16 protein-coding genes are annotated in these 17,570 nt (G+C 55.7%); 8 read left to right on the top strand and 8 right to left on the bottom strand.

The genetic code is table 11. The features are described from left to right. Positions 1 to 53 precede the first annotated feature (53 nt). From JBO43_RS07265 to JBO43_RS07245, 5 genes are read right to left on the bottom strand one after another with little or no spacing between them, the layout of a single operon-like run. Complete coding sequence (locus JBO43_RS07265) at positions 54 to 869, bottom strand: PTS system mannose/fructose/sorbose family transporter subunit IID (protein WP_103949157.1); 816 nt, start codon at positions 867 to 869, stop codon at positions 54 to 56. Further along, on the bottom strand, positions 869 to 1,666 hold the full coding sequence (locus JBO43_RS07260; RefSeq protein WP_202674012.1) for a PTS mannose/fructose/sorbose/N-acetylgalactosamine transporter subunit IIC: 798 nt from the start codon (positions 1,664 to 1,666) through the stop codon (positions 869 to 871). The genes JBO43_RS07265 and JBO43_RS07260 overlap by 1 nt, the downstream gene beginning before the upstream one ends. A 10-nt stretch (positions 1,667 to 1,676) precedes the next feature. After that, positions 1,677 to 2,171 (bottom strand): PTS sugar transporter subunit IIB, encoded by a 495-nt coding sequence (locus JBO43_RS07255; protein WP_095280720.1) that lies wholly within the window; start codon positions 2,169 to 2,171, stop codon positions 1,677 to 1,679. A gap of 10 nt (positions 2,172 to 2,181) precedes the next feature. Beyond that, positions 2,182 to 2,610, bottom strand: a complete 429-nt coding sequence (locus JBO43_RS07250) for a PTS sugar transporter subunit IIA (protein WP_202674011.1) — start codon at positions 2,608 to 2,610, stop codon at positions 2,182 to 2,184. Between the two features lie 2 nt (positions 2,611 to 2,612). Next, the gene (locus tag JBO43_RS07245; protein ID WP_202674010.1) at positions 2,613 to 4,349 is read right to left on the bottom strand and encodes a class I mannose-6-phosphate isomerase; all 1,737 of its coding nucleotides are present in this window, start codon (positions 4,347 to 4,349) and stop codon (positions 2,613 to 2,615) included. Between the two features lie 189 nt (positions 4,350 to 4,538). Between JBO43_RS07245 and JBO43_RS07240 the strand changes: the two genes are divergently transcribed. The 5 genes from JBO43_RS07240 (at position 4,539) to JBO43_RS07220 (ending at position 12,005) form a co-directional block, all read left to right on the top strand. Next, a complete protein-coding gene (locus JBO43_RS07240; RefSeq protein WP_202674009.1) occupies positions 4,539 to 5,546 on the top strand; it encodes a LacI family DNA-binding transcriptional regulator in 1,008 nt (335 codons plus the stop codon). Between the two features lie 133 nt (positions 5,547 to 5,679). Further along, the gene (gene dapB, locus JBO43_RS07235) at positions 5,680 to 6,501 is read left to right on the top strand and encodes a 4-hydroxy-tetrahydrodipicolinate reductase (RefSeq protein ID WP_103947117.1); all 822 of its coding nucleotides are present in this window, start codon (positions 5,680 to 5,682) and stop codon (positions 6,499 to 6,501) included. A gap of 454 nt (positions 6,502 to 6,955) precedes the next feature. Then, on the top strand, positions 6,956 to 8,104 hold the full coding sequence (gene carA, locus JBO43_RS07230) for a glutamine-hydrolyzing carbamoyl-phosphate synthase small subunit (protein ID WP_202674008.1): 1,149 nt from the start codon (positions 6,956 to 6,958) through the stop codon (positions 8,102 to 8,104). Between the two features lie 18 nt (positions 8,105 to 8,122). After that, positions 8,123 to 11,347, top strand: a complete 3,225-nt coding sequence (carB, locus tag JBO43_RS07225; RefSeq protein WP_095280726.1) for a carbamoyl-phosphate synthase large subunit — start codon at positions 8,123 to 8,125, stop codon at positions 11,345 to 11,347. A 424-nt stretch (positions 11,348 to 11,771) separates the two neighbouring features. Next, complete coding sequence (locus JBO43_RS07220; protein ID WP_095280727.1) at positions 11,772 to 12,005, top strand: YgdI/YgdR family lipoprotein; 234 nt, start codon at positions 11,772 to 11,774, stop codon at positions 12,003 to 12,005. A gap of 44 nt (positions 12,006 to 12,049) precedes the next feature. On the opposite strand, the gene JBO43_RS07215 is transcribed toward JBO43_RS07220, so the two are convergent. The 3 genes from JBO43_RS07215 to idnO are packed head-to-tail and all read right to left on the bottom strand — an operon-like array spanning position 12,050 to position 13,823. Next, entirely contained in the window at positions 12,050 to 12,517 is a 468-nt protein-coding gene (locus JBO43_RS07215) for a NanQ anomerase/TabA/YiaL family protein (RefSeq protein WP_202674007.1), read from the bottom strand. After that, positions 12,514 to 13,044 carry a gluconokinase gene (locus JBO43_RS07210; RefSeq protein WP_095284173.1) on the bottom strand — a complete coding sequence of 177 codons (531 nt, stop codon included), beginning with the start codon at positions 13,042 to 13,044 and terminating at the stop codon, positions 12,514 to 12,516. The genes JBO43_RS07215 and JBO43_RS07210 overlap by 4 nt, the downstream gene beginning before the upstream one ends. A 14-nt stretch (positions 13,045 to 13,058) precedes the next feature. Further along, complete coding sequence (gene idnO / locus JBO43_RS07205; RefSeq protein ID WP_202674006.1) at positions 13,059 to 13,823, bottom strand: gluconate 5-dehydrogenase; 765 nt, start codon at positions 13,821 to 13,823, stop codon at positions 13,059 to 13,061. Positions 13,824 to 14,067: 244 nt separating this feature from the next. Between idnO and JBO43_RS07200 the strand changes: the two genes are divergently transcribed. From JBO43_RS07200 to JBO43_RS07190, 3 genes are all read left to right on the top strand, one after another. After that, positions 14,068 to 15,060 (top strand): LacI family DNA-binding transcriptional regulator, encoded by a 993-nt coding sequence (locus JBO43_RS07200; protein WP_095280730.1) that lies wholly within the window; start codon positions 14,068 to 14,070, stop codon positions 15,058 to 15,060. Positions 15,061 to 15,194: 134 nt separating this feature from the next. Further along, positions 15,195 to 16,145, top strand: a complete 951-nt coding sequence (locus tag JBO43_RS07195) for a 2-hydroxyacid dehydrogenase (protein ID WP_202674005.1) — start codon at positions 15,195 to 15,197, stop codon at positions 16,143 to 16,145. 71 nt (positions 16,146 to 16,216) lie between these two features. Next, positions 16,217 to 17,527 (top strand): MFS transporter, encoded by a 1,311-nt coding sequence (locus JBO43_RS07190; RefSeq protein ID WP_095280732.1) that lies wholly within the window; start codon positions 16,217 to 16,219, stop codon positions 17,525 to 17,527. Positions 17,528 to 17,570: the final 43 nt, after the last annotated feature.

The raw sequence follows: 17,570 nt of genomic DNA, 5'->3' as shown, positions 1-17,570 counted from the left end.
TAGGTCGGGTAAGCGCAGCGCCACCCGACATTTTTTAACCCGATGTAACATCCTTAGGCAAACAATCCGCTCGCCACGCCCGCCGCCGCCAGAATCAGCAGTAACACCATCGCTTTCACCGGCGACACGCCGCGTTTCGCCATCAGATACCAGGTCCCCAGCACCACAATCAGCGGCAACAGCTGCGGGAAAATCCCGTCGAGCATCTGCTGTACATGAATGTTCACGCCGTCTTTGGTGATGAACTCCAGCCCGGTGCCGAGCTTCACATAGCTCGCCGCCACGCCGCCCATGACGAACACACCCAGCAGCGACAGGGCTTCACGCAGGCGAGTCGATTTGCTGCTGACCAGCATCTCCACCGATCCCGATCCCATCTGATACCCTTTGAGAAACAGATACCAGGAGCCAGGAAGGATGATCGCCAGCCACGCGACGGTATAAAACAGCGGGCCGAGAATATTGCCGCCCGCCGCCAGCGCCATCCCGATACTCAGCAAGATCGGGATCAGCATGCCGGGGATCATCGAATCCCCGATCCCGGCGATCGGCCCCATCAGCCCGACTTTGAGGGTGTTAATAGTCTCGCCGTCGATCGGTTCGCCGTTGGCTTTTTTCTCTTCCAGGCCCAGCGCCATTCCGTTGACGATCGCGCCGATTTGCGGCTCGGTGTTGTAGAACGACGCATGGCGCTTAAGCATCTCCTTGCGCTGAGTGGCATCCGGATAGAGTTTTTTCGCCACCGGGAGCATGCTCAGGCAGAAGCCGAACGATTCCAGACGCTCAAAGCTCATCGACGACAGGTTGTGCATCATCCACGCGCGCCAGCAGCGGCGCAGATCTTTGCGGGTTAATTTACGCTCTTCCATCAGAATTCATCCTCATCGTCGTCAACCCTGCGTGCCGCCACCGCCTGCGGGGCTTCCGGTTTGTAGTTGTAGTGGATCAACGCCAGCAGACTGCCGACGATCACCAGCGCCACCATGTTCAGCTTCAGGAAAACGATGCAGATAAAGCCGACGAGGAAGTAGATCAGCATGGTGTAATTTTTGATGATCTGTTTCAGCAGAATGGCGATCCCCACCGCAGGCAAAATCCCGCCCAGCACGTTCATGGTGGAAAGCACGATTTTTGGCAGGCTGTCCATAAAGCCGCTGATGTACTGCGCGCCGAAATAGACCGCGATAAAGGTCGGCACAAAGCGCAGGACAAAGTTCATTGCCTGCGGGCCGATAGCGCTGTTGAAGTAGATTCCGCGCTCATCGCCTTTCTCCAGCGCCACATCGGCGCGGTGGTTCCAGTACGAGTTCAGCACCATCATCGCGTTGAACAAAATCGTCCCGGCGATGCCGATGGTCGCCGCCAGCGCGACGGCCACTTCCGGCCCTTTTCCAGAGAGAATGCCCAGCGCAATGGCGGGGTAGGCGACAAAGTTCAGATCGGCGGGCATCGAACCGCCCGGCGTGACCATCGCGATGTAGACCGCCTGCACCGCCACGCCGATCATGATCCCGGTTTTGACATCGCCCAGAATCAGACCGACCAGCATGCCGGAGACCAGCGGACGGGAAATCAGATACCAGCCGCCGGTTAGGCCCAACAGCCACGGGCTGCTGAGGGCGCCGAGATAGCACAGCAGGCCAATGAGTGAAGCTTCGATAATCATTCTGCGCTCCTTATTTCAGCTTTTGCCGTGCGTCCTGCCAGGTGTAAAAGCTGGCATCCGGCACGAGGCGAAACTCAACGGTATGCCCCTGAGCAGTCAGCCACTCAAACGCGGCGGCTTCGTCAGTGGTGACGGACTGATTTGGGCCGATGGTGGTGGTGTTAGCGCGTGCGCTCATCGGCCCGACGTTAATTTTGCCATTGCTGTTTTTTAAGCTGATCCCTGCCTGCTCAAGCCGTTGCAGGGTGACAGGCGATTTGCCAATCACGAAATAGCGCTTATCGCTGGCGATCACTTTGGGCAGTTTTTCGATGGCCGTTGCAGTGTCGAACAGCCACACTTTGGTGTCGGATACGGCACCTTTCATGACTGAAGAGAGCAGCGGATCGGCCGCGACGGCGTCGTCAATGGCGACGATACCGTCACAGGGCAGCTCTTTGGCCCAGCGTGTGATGAGCTGCCCGTGGATCACCCGGTCATCAATGCGAACAAACGAAATACTCATGGCATTCTCCTTAAAAGTCATCTGACTGCGCTGACACGACAGGTTTTGCCTGAATCAACGTAGGATGGGTCAGTTCAATCAGTCGGGCCGCCGCGATATTGACGTCGGGCAGGTGCGCCACGTCGTCGGTTTGCAACAGCATCGGGAAATTCACCCCAGCAACCACCGCGATGGGCGGTTGAGTGTGTGGATTAAATGCCGCTTCGCAGGCCACGTTCCACGGCGTACCGCTCTGCATATCGCACAGCACCAGAACGCCGTCTGCCTGTGCGCTGGCCGACTCCAGCACCGCAGCAAAATCGCGACGAAAACCTTCGATACCGGCCTGTTCGGTCAGGCATACCGCCTGAACGTGAGGAAGCTCGCCATAGACCATCCGCCCACTTTGCAGCAGCGCGTCGGCGAGCGGACCGTGGGTGGCGACGATAAATCGAATCATGTTTACCCCCTTACCCAGGCTTTAATGGTGGCCAGCGGCTTGCCGGGATTGGCTTCGGAAGGTGAGATGCGGTATTCGCCGACATCTGCCGGAATGATAAAGGTCTCGGCGTAACGCACGGTGAAGGGAGCAAAAGCACCGCTCGGGCTGTCGACGACAGCTTCTGTGCCTTCCACCAGATTGAGCACGTTGACGCCGCCGTGGGTGTGATGAATGACCGGGGCGCTAAACCAGTGACGGCGCGTTTCGATAAATTCGCGTTCGTGCAGCCCGGTGCGCTCTTCCCGCCAGCCTTCACCCTCGGCAATCGGCTCCACCTGATTCACCAGATGCTGATGCACCCATTGGGTATCGCGCTGCCAGTCGATCACTTTTTCACCGTGTTCCAGATGCACTGGTCGCGGCAGGCCGTCCATGCCCAGGCGGCCCCAGTCCCACAGTTTGAAGGTGAAGATATACGGCGTGGCGCTGATCTCCAGCACCATCGTCCCGGCACCGGAACAGTGAACAGTTCCCGCGGGGATCAGGAAATGATCGTGCTTCTTCGCCGGGATCTGATTCACAAAGCGCGCATCATCAAACGGCTGTTCACCGCGACCGGCGCTTCTGAGGTTGTCGAGTATCGCCTGCGGCTCAGTGCCGGTTTTGGTCCCGAGATAGACCATTGCGCCCGGCTCTGCTTCCAGAATGTAGTAGCTCTCATCCTGGGTGTAGTGCATGCCAAACTGCTGCTGGATGTACTCCGTGAGCGGATGCACCTGGAAACTGAGGTTCTGCCCGCCGATGGTATCGAGAAAATCGAAGCGAATCGGGAACTCGGCGCCAAAGCGGGCGTGGACTTTTTCACCCAACAGCGCGCGAGGCTCAAGCAGAACAAGGTCCTGAGAGGGGATCTCGATCCGCACCGCACCAAAACGCAGTAACAGGCTGTTCTCCTCGGGCACACAGTCAAAACACCATGCGTAATTGGGTGCGGAGGGATCGAGATCGAATTTTTGCTTCATCCACTGACCGCCCCAGACGCCGGGGTCGAAGAAGGGGACGACGCGAAACGGCTGCTGCGTGGTCTGTTTCAGTCCGGCACGCAGCGCGTCACCCGTGACCATTGCCGGGGTGTCGGCGAGGGTAGTATCCAGCAGGAAATCGGCGCGTTTTAAGAGCGGGGTTTTATGGCGGTCGAAGACGCGCCACTCGACGAAGAACGCGCGCTTGTAGCGCCTGAGTATATCTTCGCTCTGGTTCTCTGCGCCCCAGTTATCCAGCTCGCCGCTGCGCATCCGTTGCTGAATTTCCCAGCGCGGCAGATCCGCATACACCAGCACATCACCCGGATGCACCAGCGCCGCGCCGGGACCGTAAACCACAACCAGCCCTTCAGCCACGTTGTTCACCTGCTCTTTCAGCGCAGCCAGCTTTTGCGGGTCGATAAACTCGCTGAGCTGGTGGCAGGAGAGCACGCCAAAGACGCGGTCATCGGTGAGATTGCGCGCCAGAAGCTGATGCAGGGCCGACTCATCGAGCCGCGCCTGTTCGGCGTTAATCGCAAGGACCGGATTCAGCGCGGTCAGCAGTTTTTCTTCCAACTCGGCCAGCCGAACGCCCGGATAGCAGTCAATCACCACAACGGTTCGCTGGCCTGTTCTGGCGCCAAGCCGGGCCGTTATCGCTTCCCAGCCCTGCCAGGCGCTGTCGTCGTAGCCTTCAATCTGGAGCGTGGGATATTTCTCGTAGCAGCTCATTTTATCCTCCGTAATCGTTGCTTAAGGTTATTCGATTAACCGAGTTTGAGAAGGGTGGTTAACGCGATTAACCCGCCATTCCAGGCAATGAAAGGGGAAAAAGCGGGCGGAATGTGAAGAGGCTCACAGGGAAAAATGCAAAAAATAGGTTATTCGATTAATCTGGAATGAAGTCTTAAAGGAGTCACTATGACAGGAATCACGCTGGCCGATGTCGCGAAGCGGGCCGGAGTCTCAACGGCGACGGTCTCGATGGTGTTGTGCAACAAAGGGCGCATTTCGCAGGCGACGCGCGAGCGGGTGCTGAAAGCCCTGGATGAATCGGGCTACGTTTATAACCAGACGGCGGCCAACCTGCGCAATCGCAGCAGTAATCAGGTGGGACTGCTGCTGCACGATATCACTAACCCCTTTTACGGGGAGATGACGGCGGGGCTGAGCCACGAAATGGAGCGTCACGACCTGATGCTGTTTCTGGCGAACAGCGAAGAGTCCTCCCAGCGGCAGCAGAAATTTGTCGATTCCCTGATGCGCAATAACGTCGGCGGAATGGTGCTGTGCGCCGCCCGTGAAACGCCGCAGGCGTTTTTCGACGGTCTGAAGCGACGCAATATTCCGGCGATCATGGTGGTGCGTCCGCTCAACGACCCGGATTTCGATTTTGTCGGGACGGATAACTTCCTCGGCACGCAGATGGCGACGGAACATCTGCTGCGGCTGGGGCATCGGCAGATTGCGTTTATTGGCGGCAGCCAGAATTCCGGCTCGCGGGCGCAGCGTATCGGCGGCTTTACCAGCCAACTGCTGGAGTACGGCGTCGCGCCGAATCCCGACTGGATCATCACCTCCCAGGCCAGCCAGAGCGACGGCGCGCGCGTGGCGGAAACGCTGCTGAAAGAGAACCCGCAGATCACGGCGGCCATTTGCTATCAGGATATTGTGGCGCTCGGCGTTATGCAGAGTTTACGCAAACTGGGCCGCGAACCGGGGCGGGATTTTGCGCTGGTCGGCTTCGATGACATCACCGAAGCGGCGTTGGTGCAGCCCGCCCTGACCACGGTATCGGTCGCGGCCAAAGAGATTGGTCGTAAAGCGGGGGAGCTGTTATTCAGCCGGATTCAGGGGAACGATGAGCCAGCGAAAAGGATCATTTTACCGCCTGCGCTGGTGGTGCGTGAATCATGCGGTTTTCGCTGATCCTCATGTCTTTTACTGATACTGCTCCCTGTTTATCATAAAATTCTAATTATCGGCGTTTTAAGATAGCGGGTTCTTCACAGGCTGGTTAATCTGAAAACGATTTACATACTTTTAACGTAAGAGAATAACTATGCATGATGCACAGGTGCGTGTCGCGATAGCGGGCGCGGGTGGCCGTATGGGCCGTCAGTTAATTCAGGCAGCGCTGCAGTTAGACGGCGTTGCGCTTGGCGCGGCGCTGGAGCGCGACGGCTCCTCATTACTGGGAACCGATGCGGGCGAACTGGCAGGTGTGGGTAAGACGGGCGTCACTGTGCAAAGCAGCCTGGATGCGGTGAAAGACGATTTTGATGTATTCATCGATTTCACCCGCCCGGAAGGGACGCTGCACCATCTGGCCTTTTGCCGTCAGCACGGTAAGGGCATGGTCATCGGCACCACCGGTTTTGACGACGCGGGCAAACAGGCCATCAAAGAGGCGTCCCAGGACATCGCCATTGTCTTTGCGGCTAACTTCAGCGTCGGCGTGAACGTGATGCTCAAGCTGCTGGAGAAAGCGGCCAAAGTGATGGGTGACTACACGGACATCGAGATTATCGAAGCGCACCACCGTCATAAAGTGGATGCCCCGTCCGGTACAGCGCTGGCGATGGGCGAAGCGATTGCTTATGCACTTGATAAGGATTTAAAGGACTGCGCGGTCTACTCTCGCGAAGGGCATACCGGCGAGCGTGTTCCGGGCACTATTGGGTTTGCAACAGTGCGTGCGGGCGATATCGTCGGCGAACACACGGCTATCTTTGCCGATATCGGTGAGCGCGTGGAGATTACCCATAAAGCATCGAGCCGCATGACCTTTGCTAACGGTGCAGTGCGCTCCGCATTGTGGCTTAAAAATCTGGATAATGGTCTTTTTGATATGCGAGATGTGCTTAATCTTAACGATTTATAAGTGTTATTACCCATCGTGATGTGGTTATTGCAGTCTTAATTGATTGATTGCACAGGGTAATATTTTATTGCCCTTTTATTTTGGCTATTTAAGATGCTTTTTAAGCAATCATCATTAAAAATCACAGTTTTCTTCCATTTTTGTGTTATTGAACTGTAAATTTTGACCATTTGGTCTGGTTTTTACTGACTTAAACGTACAGATCCCACTAAACTCAGCATACAAACGTTTTCTAACGTGATTTTGTTGATCTTTTTATGGCTTAAACGCCGCCAAACGCCAAAGCCTTGCAAAATAATACACAAAAAAGCCGTTTTGAGTTGACTTTACCCCACCAAATCCCCAGAATGCCGCCGTTTGCCGAAAATCCACTGGCAGCAAATTTGCATTGATTCATAGCGCCGTTGTGAATTAATATGCAGATAAAGTGAGTGAATATTCTCTGGAGGGTGTTTTGATTAAGTCAGCGCTATTGGTTCTGGAAGACGGAACCCAGTTTATCGGTCGGGCCATAGGGGCAACAGGTTCGGCGGTTGGGGAAGTCGTTTTCAATACTTCAATGACCGGTTATCAAGAAATCCTCACTGATCCTTCCTATTCCCGCCAAATCGTCACCCTTACTTATCCTCATATTGGTAATGTCGGCACCAACGAAGCCGATGCCGAATCCTCCCAGGTCCACGCGCAAGGTCTGATTATTCGCGACCTGCCGCTGATTGCCAGCAACTACCGCAACACTGAAGACCTCTCTTCCTACCTGAAACGTCACAACATCGTGGCGATTGCCGATATCGATACCCGTAAGCTGACCCGTCTGCTGCGCGAGAAGGGCGCACAGAACGGCTGCATCATCGCGGGCGATAACCTGGATGCGGCACTGGCGCAGGAAAAAGCGAAAGCCTTCCCTGGCCTGAACGGGATGGATCTGGCGAAAGAAGTGACCACCGCGGAAGCTTACAGCTGGACGCAGGGGAGCTGGACGCTGGCGGGTGAACTGCCAGAAGCGAAGAAAGAAGAAGAGCTGCCGTTCCACGTGGTCGCCTACGACTACGGCGCGAAGCGCAACATCCTGCGCATGCTGGTGGACCGTGGCTGCCGCCTGACGGTGGTTCCGGCGAAAACGCCTGCGGACGAAGTGCTGAAGATGAACCCGGACGGGATCTTCCTCTCCAACGGCCCTGGTGACCCGGCGCCGTGCGATTACGCGATTGAAGCGATTAAAACCTTCCTCGAAACCGATATTCCGGTATTTGGCATCTGCCTCGGCCATCAGCTGCTGGCGCTGGCGAGCGGTGCGAAAACCGTCAAGATGAAGTTCGGTCACCACGGTGGTAACCACCCGGTGAAAGATATCGACAACAACACGGTGATGATTACCGCGCAGAACCACGGTTTTGCGGTGGACGAGGCGTCAATGCCTGCCAACCTGCGTGTCACCCACAAGTCGCTGTTCGACCACACCCTGCAGGGTATCCATCGCACCGACAAACCGGCGTTCAGCTTCCAGGGCCACCCGGAAGCCAGCCCAGGCCCGCACGATGCTGCGCCGCTGTTCGATCACTTCATCGAACTTATCGAGCAATACCGTCAGACCGCTAAATAATCAGGAGCCGAGAACAAAATGCCAAAACGTACAGATATAAAAAGCATCCTGATCCTTGGCGCTGGCCCGATCGTTATCGGCCAGGCCTGCGAATTCGACTACTCCGGCGCACAGGCGTGTAAAGCCCTGCGCGAAGAGGGTTACCGCGTCATTCTGGTGAACTCTAACCCGGCCACCATCATGACCGACCCGGAAATGGCTGATGCGACCTACATCGAGCCGATTCACTGGGAAGTGGTCCGCAAAATCATCGAAAAAGAGCGTCCGGACGCCGTGCTGCCAACCATGGGCGGCCAGACCGCGCTGAACTGTGCGCTGGAACTGGAACGCCAGGGCGTGCTGGCTGAGTTCGGCGTGACCATGATTGGTGCCACCGCCGACGCGATTGATAAAGCCGAAGACCGCCGCCGTTTCGACGTGGCGATGAAGAAAATCGGCCTCGATACCGCGCGCTCCGGCATCGCGCACACTATGGAAGAAGCGCTGGCGGTTGCCGCTGACGTGGGTTATCCGTGCATCATCCGTCCTTCGTTCACTATGGGCGGCACCGGTGGCGGTATCGCCTACAACCGCGAAGAGTTTGAAGAGATTTGCGAACGCGGTCTGGATCTTTCCCCCACCAAAGAGCTGCTGATTGACGAGTCGCTGATTGGCTGGAAAGAGTACGAGATGGAAGTGGTGCGTGATAAAAACGACAACTGCATCATCGTCTGCTCTATCGAAAACTTCGATGCGATGGGTATCCACACCGGCGACTCCATCACCGTGGCACCGGCTCAGACCCTGACCGACAAAGAGTATCAAATCATGCGTAACGCCTCGATGGCGGTACTGCGTGAAATCGGCGTCGAAACCGGCGGGTCCAACGTGCAGTTCTCCGTGAACCCGAAAAACGGTCGCCTGATTGTTATCGAAATGAACCCGCGTGTATCCCGCTCCTCGGCGCTGGCCTCCAAAGCCACCGGCTTCCCGATTGCGAAAGTGGCAGCGAAACTGGCGGTGGGTTACACCCTCGACGAGCTGATGAACGACATCACCGGCGGTCGCACACCGGCCTCGTTCGAACCGTCCATCGACTACGTCGTCACCAAAATTCCTCGCTTCAACTTCGAGAAATTCGCGGGCGCGAACGACCGTCTGACCACTCAGATGAAATCTGTCGGCGAAGTGATGGCTATTGGTCGCACTCAGCAGGAATCCCTGCAGAAAGCGCTGCGCGGCCTCGAAGTCGGCGCGATGGGCTTCGACCCGAAAGTGAGCCTGGATGACCCGGAAGCGCTGACCAAAATCCGCCGTGAACTGAAAGACGCGGGTGCTGAGCGTATCTGGTATATCGCCGATGCCTTCCGCGCGGGCCTGTCTGTCGACGGCGTCTTCAACCTGACCAACATCGACCGCTGGTTCCTGGTGCAAATCGAAGAGTTGGTGCGCCTGGAAGAGAAAGTGGCAGAGATGGGCATCACCGGTCTCGACGCTGACTTCCTGCGTATGCTGAAGCGTAAAGGCTTCGCCGACGCGCGTCTGGCTAAACTGGCGGGCGTGCGCGAATCTGAAATCCGCAAGCTGCGCGACCAGTACAACCTGCACCCGGTCTACAAACGTGTGGACACCTGCGCCGCAGAATTTGCCACCGACACCGCCTACATGTACTCCACGTACGAAGACGAGTGTGAAGCGAATCCGTCCAACGACCGCGATAAAATCATGGTCCTCGGCGGCGGCCCGAACCGTATCGGCCAGGGCATCGAGTTTGACTACTGCTGCGTACACGCTTCGCTGGCGCTGCGCGAAGACGGTTACGAGACCATCATGGTCAACTGTAACCCGGAAACCGTATCCACCGACTACGACACCTCTGACCGCCTCTACTTCGAGCCGGTAACGCTGGAAGACGTGCTGGAAATCGTGCGTATCGAGAAGCCAAAAGGCGTTATCGTGCAGTACGGCGGCCAGACTCCGCTGAAGCTGGCGCGCGCGCTGGAAGCGGCAGGTGTGCCGGTTATCGGCACCAGCCCGGATGCGATTGACCGCGCGGAAGACCGCGAGCGTTTCCAGCAGGCGGTTGACCGTCTGAAGCTGAAACAACCGGCCAACGCCACTGTGACCGCGATTGAAATGGCGGTTGAGAAGGCGAAAGAGATTGGTTACCCGCTGGTGGTGCGTCCGTCCTACGTGCTGGGCGGCCGTGCGATGGAAATCGTCTACGACGAAGCCGACCTGCGCCGCTACTTCCAGACCGCGGTAAGCGTCTCTAACGATGCGCCAGTGTTGCTCGACCGCTTCCTCGACGATGCGGTGGAAGTGGATGTGGACGCCATCTGCGACGGCGAAATGGTGCTGATTGGCGGCATCATGGAGCACATCGAGCAGGCGGGCGTGCACTCCGGTGACTCCGCGTGTTCTCTGCCAGCCTACACCCTGAGCCAGGAAATTCAGGATGTGATGCGCCAGCAGGTGCAGAAACTGGCCTTCGAGCTGCAGGTTCGTGGCCTGATGAACGTCCAGTTCGCCGTGAAAGATAACGAAGTTTACCTGATTGAAGTTAACCCGCGTGCGGCACGTACCGTACCGTTCGTCTCCAAAGCGACCGGCGTTCCGCTGGCGAAAGTGGCGGCGCGTGTGATGGCGGGCCAGACGCTGACCCAGCAGGGCGTGACCAAAGAAATTATTCCACCGTACTACTCGGTGAAAGAAGTGGTCCTGCCGTTCAACAAATTCCCGGGCGTTGACCCACTGTTAGGGCCAGAAATGCGCTCCACCGGTGAAGTCATGGGCGTTGGCCGTACCTTCGCAGAAGCGTTCGCCAAAGCACAGCTCGGCAGCAGCTCAACCATGAGAAAGCAGGGCCGTGCGCTGCTCTCCGTGCGCGAAGGCGACAAAGAGCGTGTGGTAGACCTGGCGGCGAAACTTTTGAAACAAGGCTTTGAGCTGGATGCGACCCACGGCACGGCTATCGTGCTGGGCGAAGCCGGTATCAACCCGCGTCTGGTCAACAAGGTGCATGAAGGTCGTCCGCACATTCAGGACCGTATCAAGAATGGCGAGTACACCTACATTATCAACACCACTGCGGGTCGTCAGGCGATTGAAGACTCCAAGCTGATTCGCCGCAGCGCGCTGCAGTACAAAGTGCATTACGACACCACCCTGAACGGCGGTTTCGCGACAGCGATGGCGCTGAACGCCGATGCCACCGAGAAGGTGATTTCGGTGCAGGAAATGCACGCGCAGATTAATAAGTAAGCCGCACCGCGTGTATCTGGCGGGTGGCGCTGCGCTTACCCGCCCTACAAAACCCAAATACTCCACTCGTAGGCCGGGTAAGGCGTAGCCGCCACCCGGCAATTTTTGTCCGTGCGGTCATCAGGCGGGTGGCGCTGCGCTTACCCGCCCTACAAAACCCAAATACTCCACTCGTAGGCCGGGTAAGGCGTAGCCGCCACCCGGCAATTTTTGTCCGTGCGGTCATCAGGCGGGTGGCGCTTCGCTTACCCGCCCTACAAAACTCAAATTCTCCACCTGTAGGCCGGGTAAGGCGCAGCCGCCACCCGGCAACACATCTCTTTGTACCTCTTCAGAGTGTTCTGGTTTTCCATCTCCCGTCAGTCAGTTAGCCTAAAATGGTTAGGTCGATAATTAAATTCAACTGAAAAGCAGGGAGAACACCATGCGAAATAAACTTCTGGCTACCTCAATTTTTGCTGCAGCAGCCCTCTTCACCGTTGCCGGTTGTTCATCCAACCAGGCGGTAAAAACCACCGATGGCAGAACGATCGTCACTGACGGTAAACCACAGGTGGATGACGACACCGGACTGGTGTCTTATAAAAACGCAGAGACCGGTAAAACCGAGCAGATTAACCGTGACCAAGTTAAGAACATGAGCGAACTGGATAACTAACTGTCTGGCAGGCCCTGCCGAGCGGCGGGGCCATCATGTGATGCTCAGAGCAGAGCATAGTCGATTTTGACAATGATTTTACGCAGCGGTGCGCCCGCACCAATTGCACCCATCGGACGATGAAGCTCACCCGGAAAAAGAATGGCCAGCTCAAACGGATGCAGGTGAATCAGGGTTTCACTGCTGATTTGCGTACAAAAACCGATATCATGAGCCTGATTAAACGGGCCATCTTCGATAATCTCCAGCCCTTTATTTCCCGCCCCAATGACCTCTTTACCCGCCAGCACAATGTGTATGTCGAGGTACTGACGATGATATTCCGGGCGCTGCTCTGCAAGCGGGCGCGTTTCGCCCTCGACCACCGTGAAGAAAAGATTATCCCCGTCGATGGTATATTTGCCGGGCGGCAGTGAATGTGGCTCTTGCCCAATCACTGCCTGTAGCGCTTTGCGGATGACAGGCGGATAAAAAGCATTTTTGGCGGCGGCGGTTAACGTATCAATAATCATGCGGGTACCCTTACAGAAGGCGTTTTGTCGAGCAACGCTAATGATTGCTCCACGATAAGACTGACGTCGGGGGCGATATCCACCGCGATAATATCCGGCTCGCTGTCGTCCGGGATTTCCAGTGCGGCAAACTGACTCTGCAAGAGCGCTTCAGGCATGAAATGGCCTTTGCGCTGCTGCATACGATGCAGAATGCAGGTGTAATCTCCGGTGAGCCAGAGAAAGCGCAGATTGCGGCTCCCCTCGCGCAGACGATCCCGGTAGCGCTTTTTCAGCGCGGAACAGACCAGTACACCTGACTCATTTTTTTGCTCAAGGCTAAAAATCACGTCGGCGATGCGTTCCAGCCAGGGCTGACGGTCATCGTCGTCAAGCGGCTGGCTGGCGGCCATTTTCACGATATTGTTTCGCGGATGCAGATCGTCACCGTCGATAAATTTTGCGCCAAGTACGCCGGCCAGCGCCTGGCCGACCGTCGTTTTTCCCGTGCCAGAAACACCCATCAAAATGATGCATTGTCCTGCCATAATTTCCCCCATGATCAGACGGCGACCAGCATGCCGCCATCAACGAATAGCAGGTGACCGTTGACAAAATTGGACGCCTTCGACGACAGAAATACCGCCGCACCGATCAGCTCTTGTGGATCGCCCCATCGCGCAGCGGGAGTGCGTTTGCACAGCCAGTCGGTGAACGCCTGGTCATCGACCAGAGTTTGGGTCATCGCCGTTTTGAAGTAGCCCGGCGCTATTCCATTCACCTGAATGTTGTAGCGAGCCAGCTCAACGCACATGCCACGGGTCAGCATTTTCACTGCACCTTTGGCGGCGGCGTAAGGAGTGATAGTGTCCCGGCCTAACTCGCTCTGCATCGAACAAATATTGACGATTTTTCCCTGATTGCGGGTGACCATTCGTTTTGCGACGGCCTGAGATACCAGGAACACCGCCGTCTGATTTACCGAAATAACGTCATTCCATTCCTGTACCGGGAATTCTGTAAATGGGTGACGACGCTGAATGCCCGCATTATTAAATAGCACGTCAATTACGCCTATTTCCGCTTCGATTTTAGCGACTGCATTTTCAACGGATTCTGCATCCGTCACATTAAAGACTGCGGAATGCGCAATTGCGCCTTCATCGCGTAATTTCATTACTGCATCATTTGCCCGTGGCGCAGAAATATCGTTGATGATTATCTCTGCTCCGTATTTCGCCAGCCCTTGCGCCATAACAAAACCAATACCTTGTCCGGCACCGGTAATTAAAATGCGTTTGCCTTGTAAGCTAAAAAGATCGTTCATTTCGCTATCCTGATTAACGGCTGAATATCAATGAATTCGTGTGTCCTATCTCACGGATTTTCGTCGCTTCAAACTGTGATAAAGATCACTCAACTCCGTGTTACGAAAAGGGGTTACGTTAAACGTGATGCGGGGCGGGAATCGGTGCGTCATACAGGGGATTCACGGGGGAAGGGCGATTCTCTTTTCCCCCTCTGACAGGCATAATGGCCTGAAGTCGTGGAAGTATTTGACGGACAAATGAATGAAAGCACAACGCATTACGCTCAATGATATCGCTGAGCTTGCTGGCGTAACGAAAATGACCGTCAGCCGTTATTTACGTACACCGGATAAAGTGAAACCTGAAACGGCAGAGCGTATTGCCAGTGTTATTGCGGAAGTGGGTTTCGAGCCAGACCCGGATAATCCGGCGATGAGCAGCGTCTCTGTTCCCCGCATCGGCGTGCTGATCCCTTCTTTTCATAATCAAATTTTTGCCGATCTGTTAGCCGGGATTGAGTCGGTGACGGCGGCTCACGGCTATCAAACGCTGGTCGTGAACTACGACTACGACCGCCAGCGCGAAGAAGAGCAAATTGCCGCCGTACTGGCCTTTAACGTCAAAGGGTTGCTGTTGACGGAGTCGGTGCACACGCTCAGAGCGGAGAAGTATCTCAACGCCGCGAAAATTCCTGTCGCTGAAGTGATGGGCTTATCGGACAACCCTGGGCGCATCAACGTCGGGTTTGATAACTTCAAAGCCGGTTTTGATATGACCAATATGCTGCTGGCGAGCGGTAAGCAGCATGTTATTTACTTTGGCTCGATGTCCGATGTGCGCGACGAGCAGCGTTACGCGGGTTACTGCGAAGCGATGAGCAATGCCGGGCTGGCCGTGGGGCGCATCGCGCCAAATAAAGTCTCGTCAGTGTCGATTGGCACCGGGATGATGACGCTGGCGCGGCAGATGTACGCCAGTATGGACGCTATTCTCTGTACCAACGACGATCTGGCTGTGGGTGTATTGCAGGAGTGCATTGCCAGTGGAATCGCGATTCCGCAGGAGATGGCCATTGCCGGTTTCCACGGTCTGGAGATTGGCCAGATCGTTTCACCGCGCCTGGCGAGCGTCCTGACCCCGCGTAGCGAAATGGGCAAAGTGGCGACCGAGATCCTGATTAAGAAAATTAAAGGGCTGCCCACCATCGAAAAAGTCGATCTTCATTATCGGCTGTCGATGGGTGAAACCATCTGATTTGTCATACAGATCACGGACGCTGTAACAGCGTTTGTTAACACGATTCAGCGTGACGCAGATCGCAAAAAACCCTACAAAAAACCCGTTTGATAGTGGCATCCATTTTCACGACACATCAAACAGGTGATCTGATGAATATTGCAAATAACCGCGCCGTCCTTTTAATCGCTCCCGTTGTCGAGAGCCTGCAACAGCAGCTCGCCAGCCAGTTCCCGCTGTATCGTCTCTATGAACAGGACGATCCCATCACCTTTTTACGCGAGCAGGGCGAGAACATCGCCGTGGTGGTGACGCGCGGCGATGTTGGTGTACAAAACAACGTTCTTGAGATGCTGCCACACGTAGGGCTGGTGGCGATTTTCGGTGTGGGAACTGATGCGGTCGATCTGGATTATCTCCGCACTCGCCAGATATCCGTCACCATCACCTCCGGCGTATTGACCAACGACGTGGCCGATCTGGCGATGGGGCTACTGCTATCCGGCGCACGCCAGCTGTGCCAGGGCGACCGCTTTGTGCGTGAAGGCCGCTGGGCGAACGGCGGTCTTGCGCTGGGAACTCAGGTCAGCGGCAAACGCATTGGGCTGCTGGGAATGGGGAACATTGGCCAGGCTATCGCCCGTCGTGCCCGTGGTTTTGATATGGAAGTGCTCTATACCGATCGCAAAAAGTTGGCTGATCTGGATTATCAGTGGTGCGCAGATTTACATACGCTGGCTCACGAGAGTGATTTTCTGGTGATTGCGGCCTCAGGCGGGGAAGCGAATCGCGGTTTGATCGACGCTTCAGTTTTTAACGTCATGCCGAAACACGCGTGGCTGATTAATATTGCTCGCGGCTCGCTGGTGGATGAAAAGGCGCTGATTCAGGCGTTACAGAAGGGTGTTATTGCCGGAGCCGGGCTAGACGTTTTTGACGATGAGCCCAATGTGCCGGCGGAACTGATGGCCCTCGATAATGTGGTTCTACAACCGCACGTCGCCAGCGCCACGCATGAGACGCGGCAAAAAATGAGTGACGTGGTTTTTGCTAACATCGCTGCTTATTTTTCCGGGACTGCTTTACCGAATGCGATTAATTAATTTAAGAGTCTTATTTCTGCCCCTGTTTTCATGAAATGACAACAATAACCTCTGCATAGAGAGTGAGAAATATGAACGATAACATTCCCAGCACTCGCTGGCTGCGTATCATTGCGCCGGTATTAATTGCGTGCATTATTTCGTTTATGGACCGGGTTAATATTAGTTTTGCGCTACCCGGTGGGATGGAAGCAGATTTAGGCATTACCAGTCAAATGGCCGGTGTCGCCAGCGGAATATTTTTTATTGGCTATCTTTTTTTACAAATACCGGGCGGGAAGATTGCTGTTAATGGCAGTGGAAAACGGTTTATTGCCTGGTCGTTGGTAGCCTGGGCGATCGTTTCTGTTGCGACCGGTTTTGTGACTCATGAATATCAATTGCTGGTCCTGCGCTTTATTCTGGGCGTTTCCGAGGGCGGGATGCTGCCGGTCGTTTTAACAATGGTCAGCAACTGGTTCCCCGAAAAGGAGGTGGGTCGCGCGAACGCATTTGTGATGATGTTTGCTCCGCTGGGTGGGATGCTGACCGCGCCCGTTTCCGGTGCCATTATCTCGGCGTTTGACTGGCGATGGCTGTTTATCATCGAAGGGTTGCTGTCGCTGGTAGTGCTGGCCGTCTGGTGGTTCATGATCAGCGACCGGCCCGAAGAGGCGCGCTGGTTGTCGGACCGTGAACGCGATTATCTGGTGACGACCTTAGCCGCCGAGCGCGCCGCAAAGCTTGCCGAAGCGCCGGTCAGCAACGCGCCGGTGAAAGATGTTTTTCGCAATTCAGGGCTGATGAAACTGGTGATCCTTAACTTCTTCTACCAGACCGGTGATTATGGCTACACCCTGTGGCTACCCACCATACTGAAAGGGCTGACGGGGGGGAGTATGACGAGCGTGGGTTTTCTGGCGGTGTTGCCGTTTGTTGCCACGCTGGCGGGGATTTACGTCATTTCACTGTTCAGCGATCGCAGTGGCAAACGTCGCCTGTGGGTACGGTTCTCCCTGTATAGCTTTGCTACGGCGTTGGTGGCCTCGGTTATCCTGCGTGAACATGTGGTTGCAGCCTATATTGCGCTGGTGATTTGCGGGTTCTTCCTCAAGTCTGCAACCAGTCCATTCTGGTCGATGCCTGGGCGGATTGCGGCTCCGGAAGTAGCCGGAAGTGCGCGTGGCGTGATTAACGGACTGGGGAATCTTGGGGGATTCTGCGGCCCGTATCTGGTGGGCGTGATGATTTATCTCTATGGGCAGAACGTTGCAGTGTGCGCCCTGGCGGGATCGCTGATTATCGCCGGGACGATGACTTTCCTGCTGCCGAAGAAATGCGACCTGGTGGTCAGCGAGCCGGACGTGAAGGTGAGCGAACAGCCTGGACACACATCACCGTGAATACATAAATAACAGTTATCATTGTAAGCGGTTCGATTAACTG

The organism is Lelliottia jeotgali (assembly GCF_016771845.1).
Classification (GTDB): Bacteria; Pseudomonadota; Gammaproteobacteria; order Enterobacterales; family Enterobacteriaceae; genus Enterobacter; species Enterobacter jeotgali.
Note: the sequence above shows the minus strand (reverse complement) of the source record. Positions and strands in the feature narration are given on the sequence as shown.

Excerpts from the sequence above, each read along its gene's own strand:
- JBO43_RS07265 (WP_103949157.1), bottom strand. The coding sequence starts at position 869 with ATGGAAGAGCGTAAATTAACCCGCAAAGATCTGCGCCGCTGCTGGCGC.
- JBO43_RS07250 (WP_202674011.1), bottom strand. The coding sequence starts at position 2,610 with ATGATTCGATTTATCGTCGCCACCCACGGTCCGCTCGCCGACGCGCTG.
- carB (WP_095280726.1), top strand. The coding sequence starts at position 8,123 with ATGCCAAAACGTACAGATATAAAAAGCATCCTGATCCTTGGCGCTGGC.
- JBO43_RS07260 (WP_202674012.1), bottom strand. The coding sequence starts at position 1,666 with ATGATTATCGAAGCTTCACTCATTGGCCTGCTGTGCTATCTCGGCGCC.
- JBO43_RS07255 (WP_095280720.1), bottom strand. The coding sequence starts at position 2,171 with ATGAGTATTTCGTTTGTTCGCATTGATGACCGGGTGATCCACGGGCAG.
- JBO43_RS07190 (WP_095280732.1), top strand. The coding sequence starts at position 16,217 with ATGAACGATAACATTCCCAGCACTCGCTGGCTGCGTATCATTGCGCCG.
- JBO43_RS07200 (WP_095280730.1), top strand. The coding sequence starts at position 14,068 with ATGAAAGCACAACGCATTACGCTCAATGATATCGCTGAGCTTGCTGGC.
- dapB (WP_103947117.1), top strand. The coding sequence starts at position 5,680 with ATGCATGATGCACAGGTGCGTGTCGCGATAGCGGGCGCGGGTGGCCGT.
- JBO43_RS07215 (WP_202674007.1), bottom strand. The coding sequence starts at position 12,517 with ATGATTATTGATACGTTAACCGCCGCCGCCAAAAATGCTTTTTATCCG.
- JBO43_RS07245 (WP_202674010.1), bottom strand. The coding sequence starts at position 4,349 with ATGAGCTGCTACGAGAAATATCCCACGCTCCAGATTGAAGGCTACGAC.
- idnO (WP_202674006.1), bottom strand. The coding sequence starts at position 13,823 with ATGAACGATCTTTTTAGCTTACAAGGCAAACGCATTTTAATTACCGGT.
- JBO43_RS07210 (WP_095284173.1), bottom strand. The coding sequence starts at position 13,044 with ATGGCAGGACAATGCATCATTTTGATGGGTGTTTCTGGCACGGGAAAA.
- JBO43_RS07220 (WP_095280727.1), top strand. The coding sequence starts at position 11,772 with ATGCGAAATAAACTTCTGGCTACCTCAATTTTTGCTGCAGCAGCCCTC.
- JBO43_RS07240 (WP_202674009.1), top strand. The coding sequence starts at position 4,539 with ATGACAGGAATCACGCTGGCCGATGTCGCGAAGCGGGCCGGAGTCTCA.
- JBO43_RS07195 (WP_202674005.1), top strand. The coding sequence starts at position 15,195 with ATGAATATTGCAAATAACCGCGCCGTCCTTTTAATCGCTCCCGTTGTC.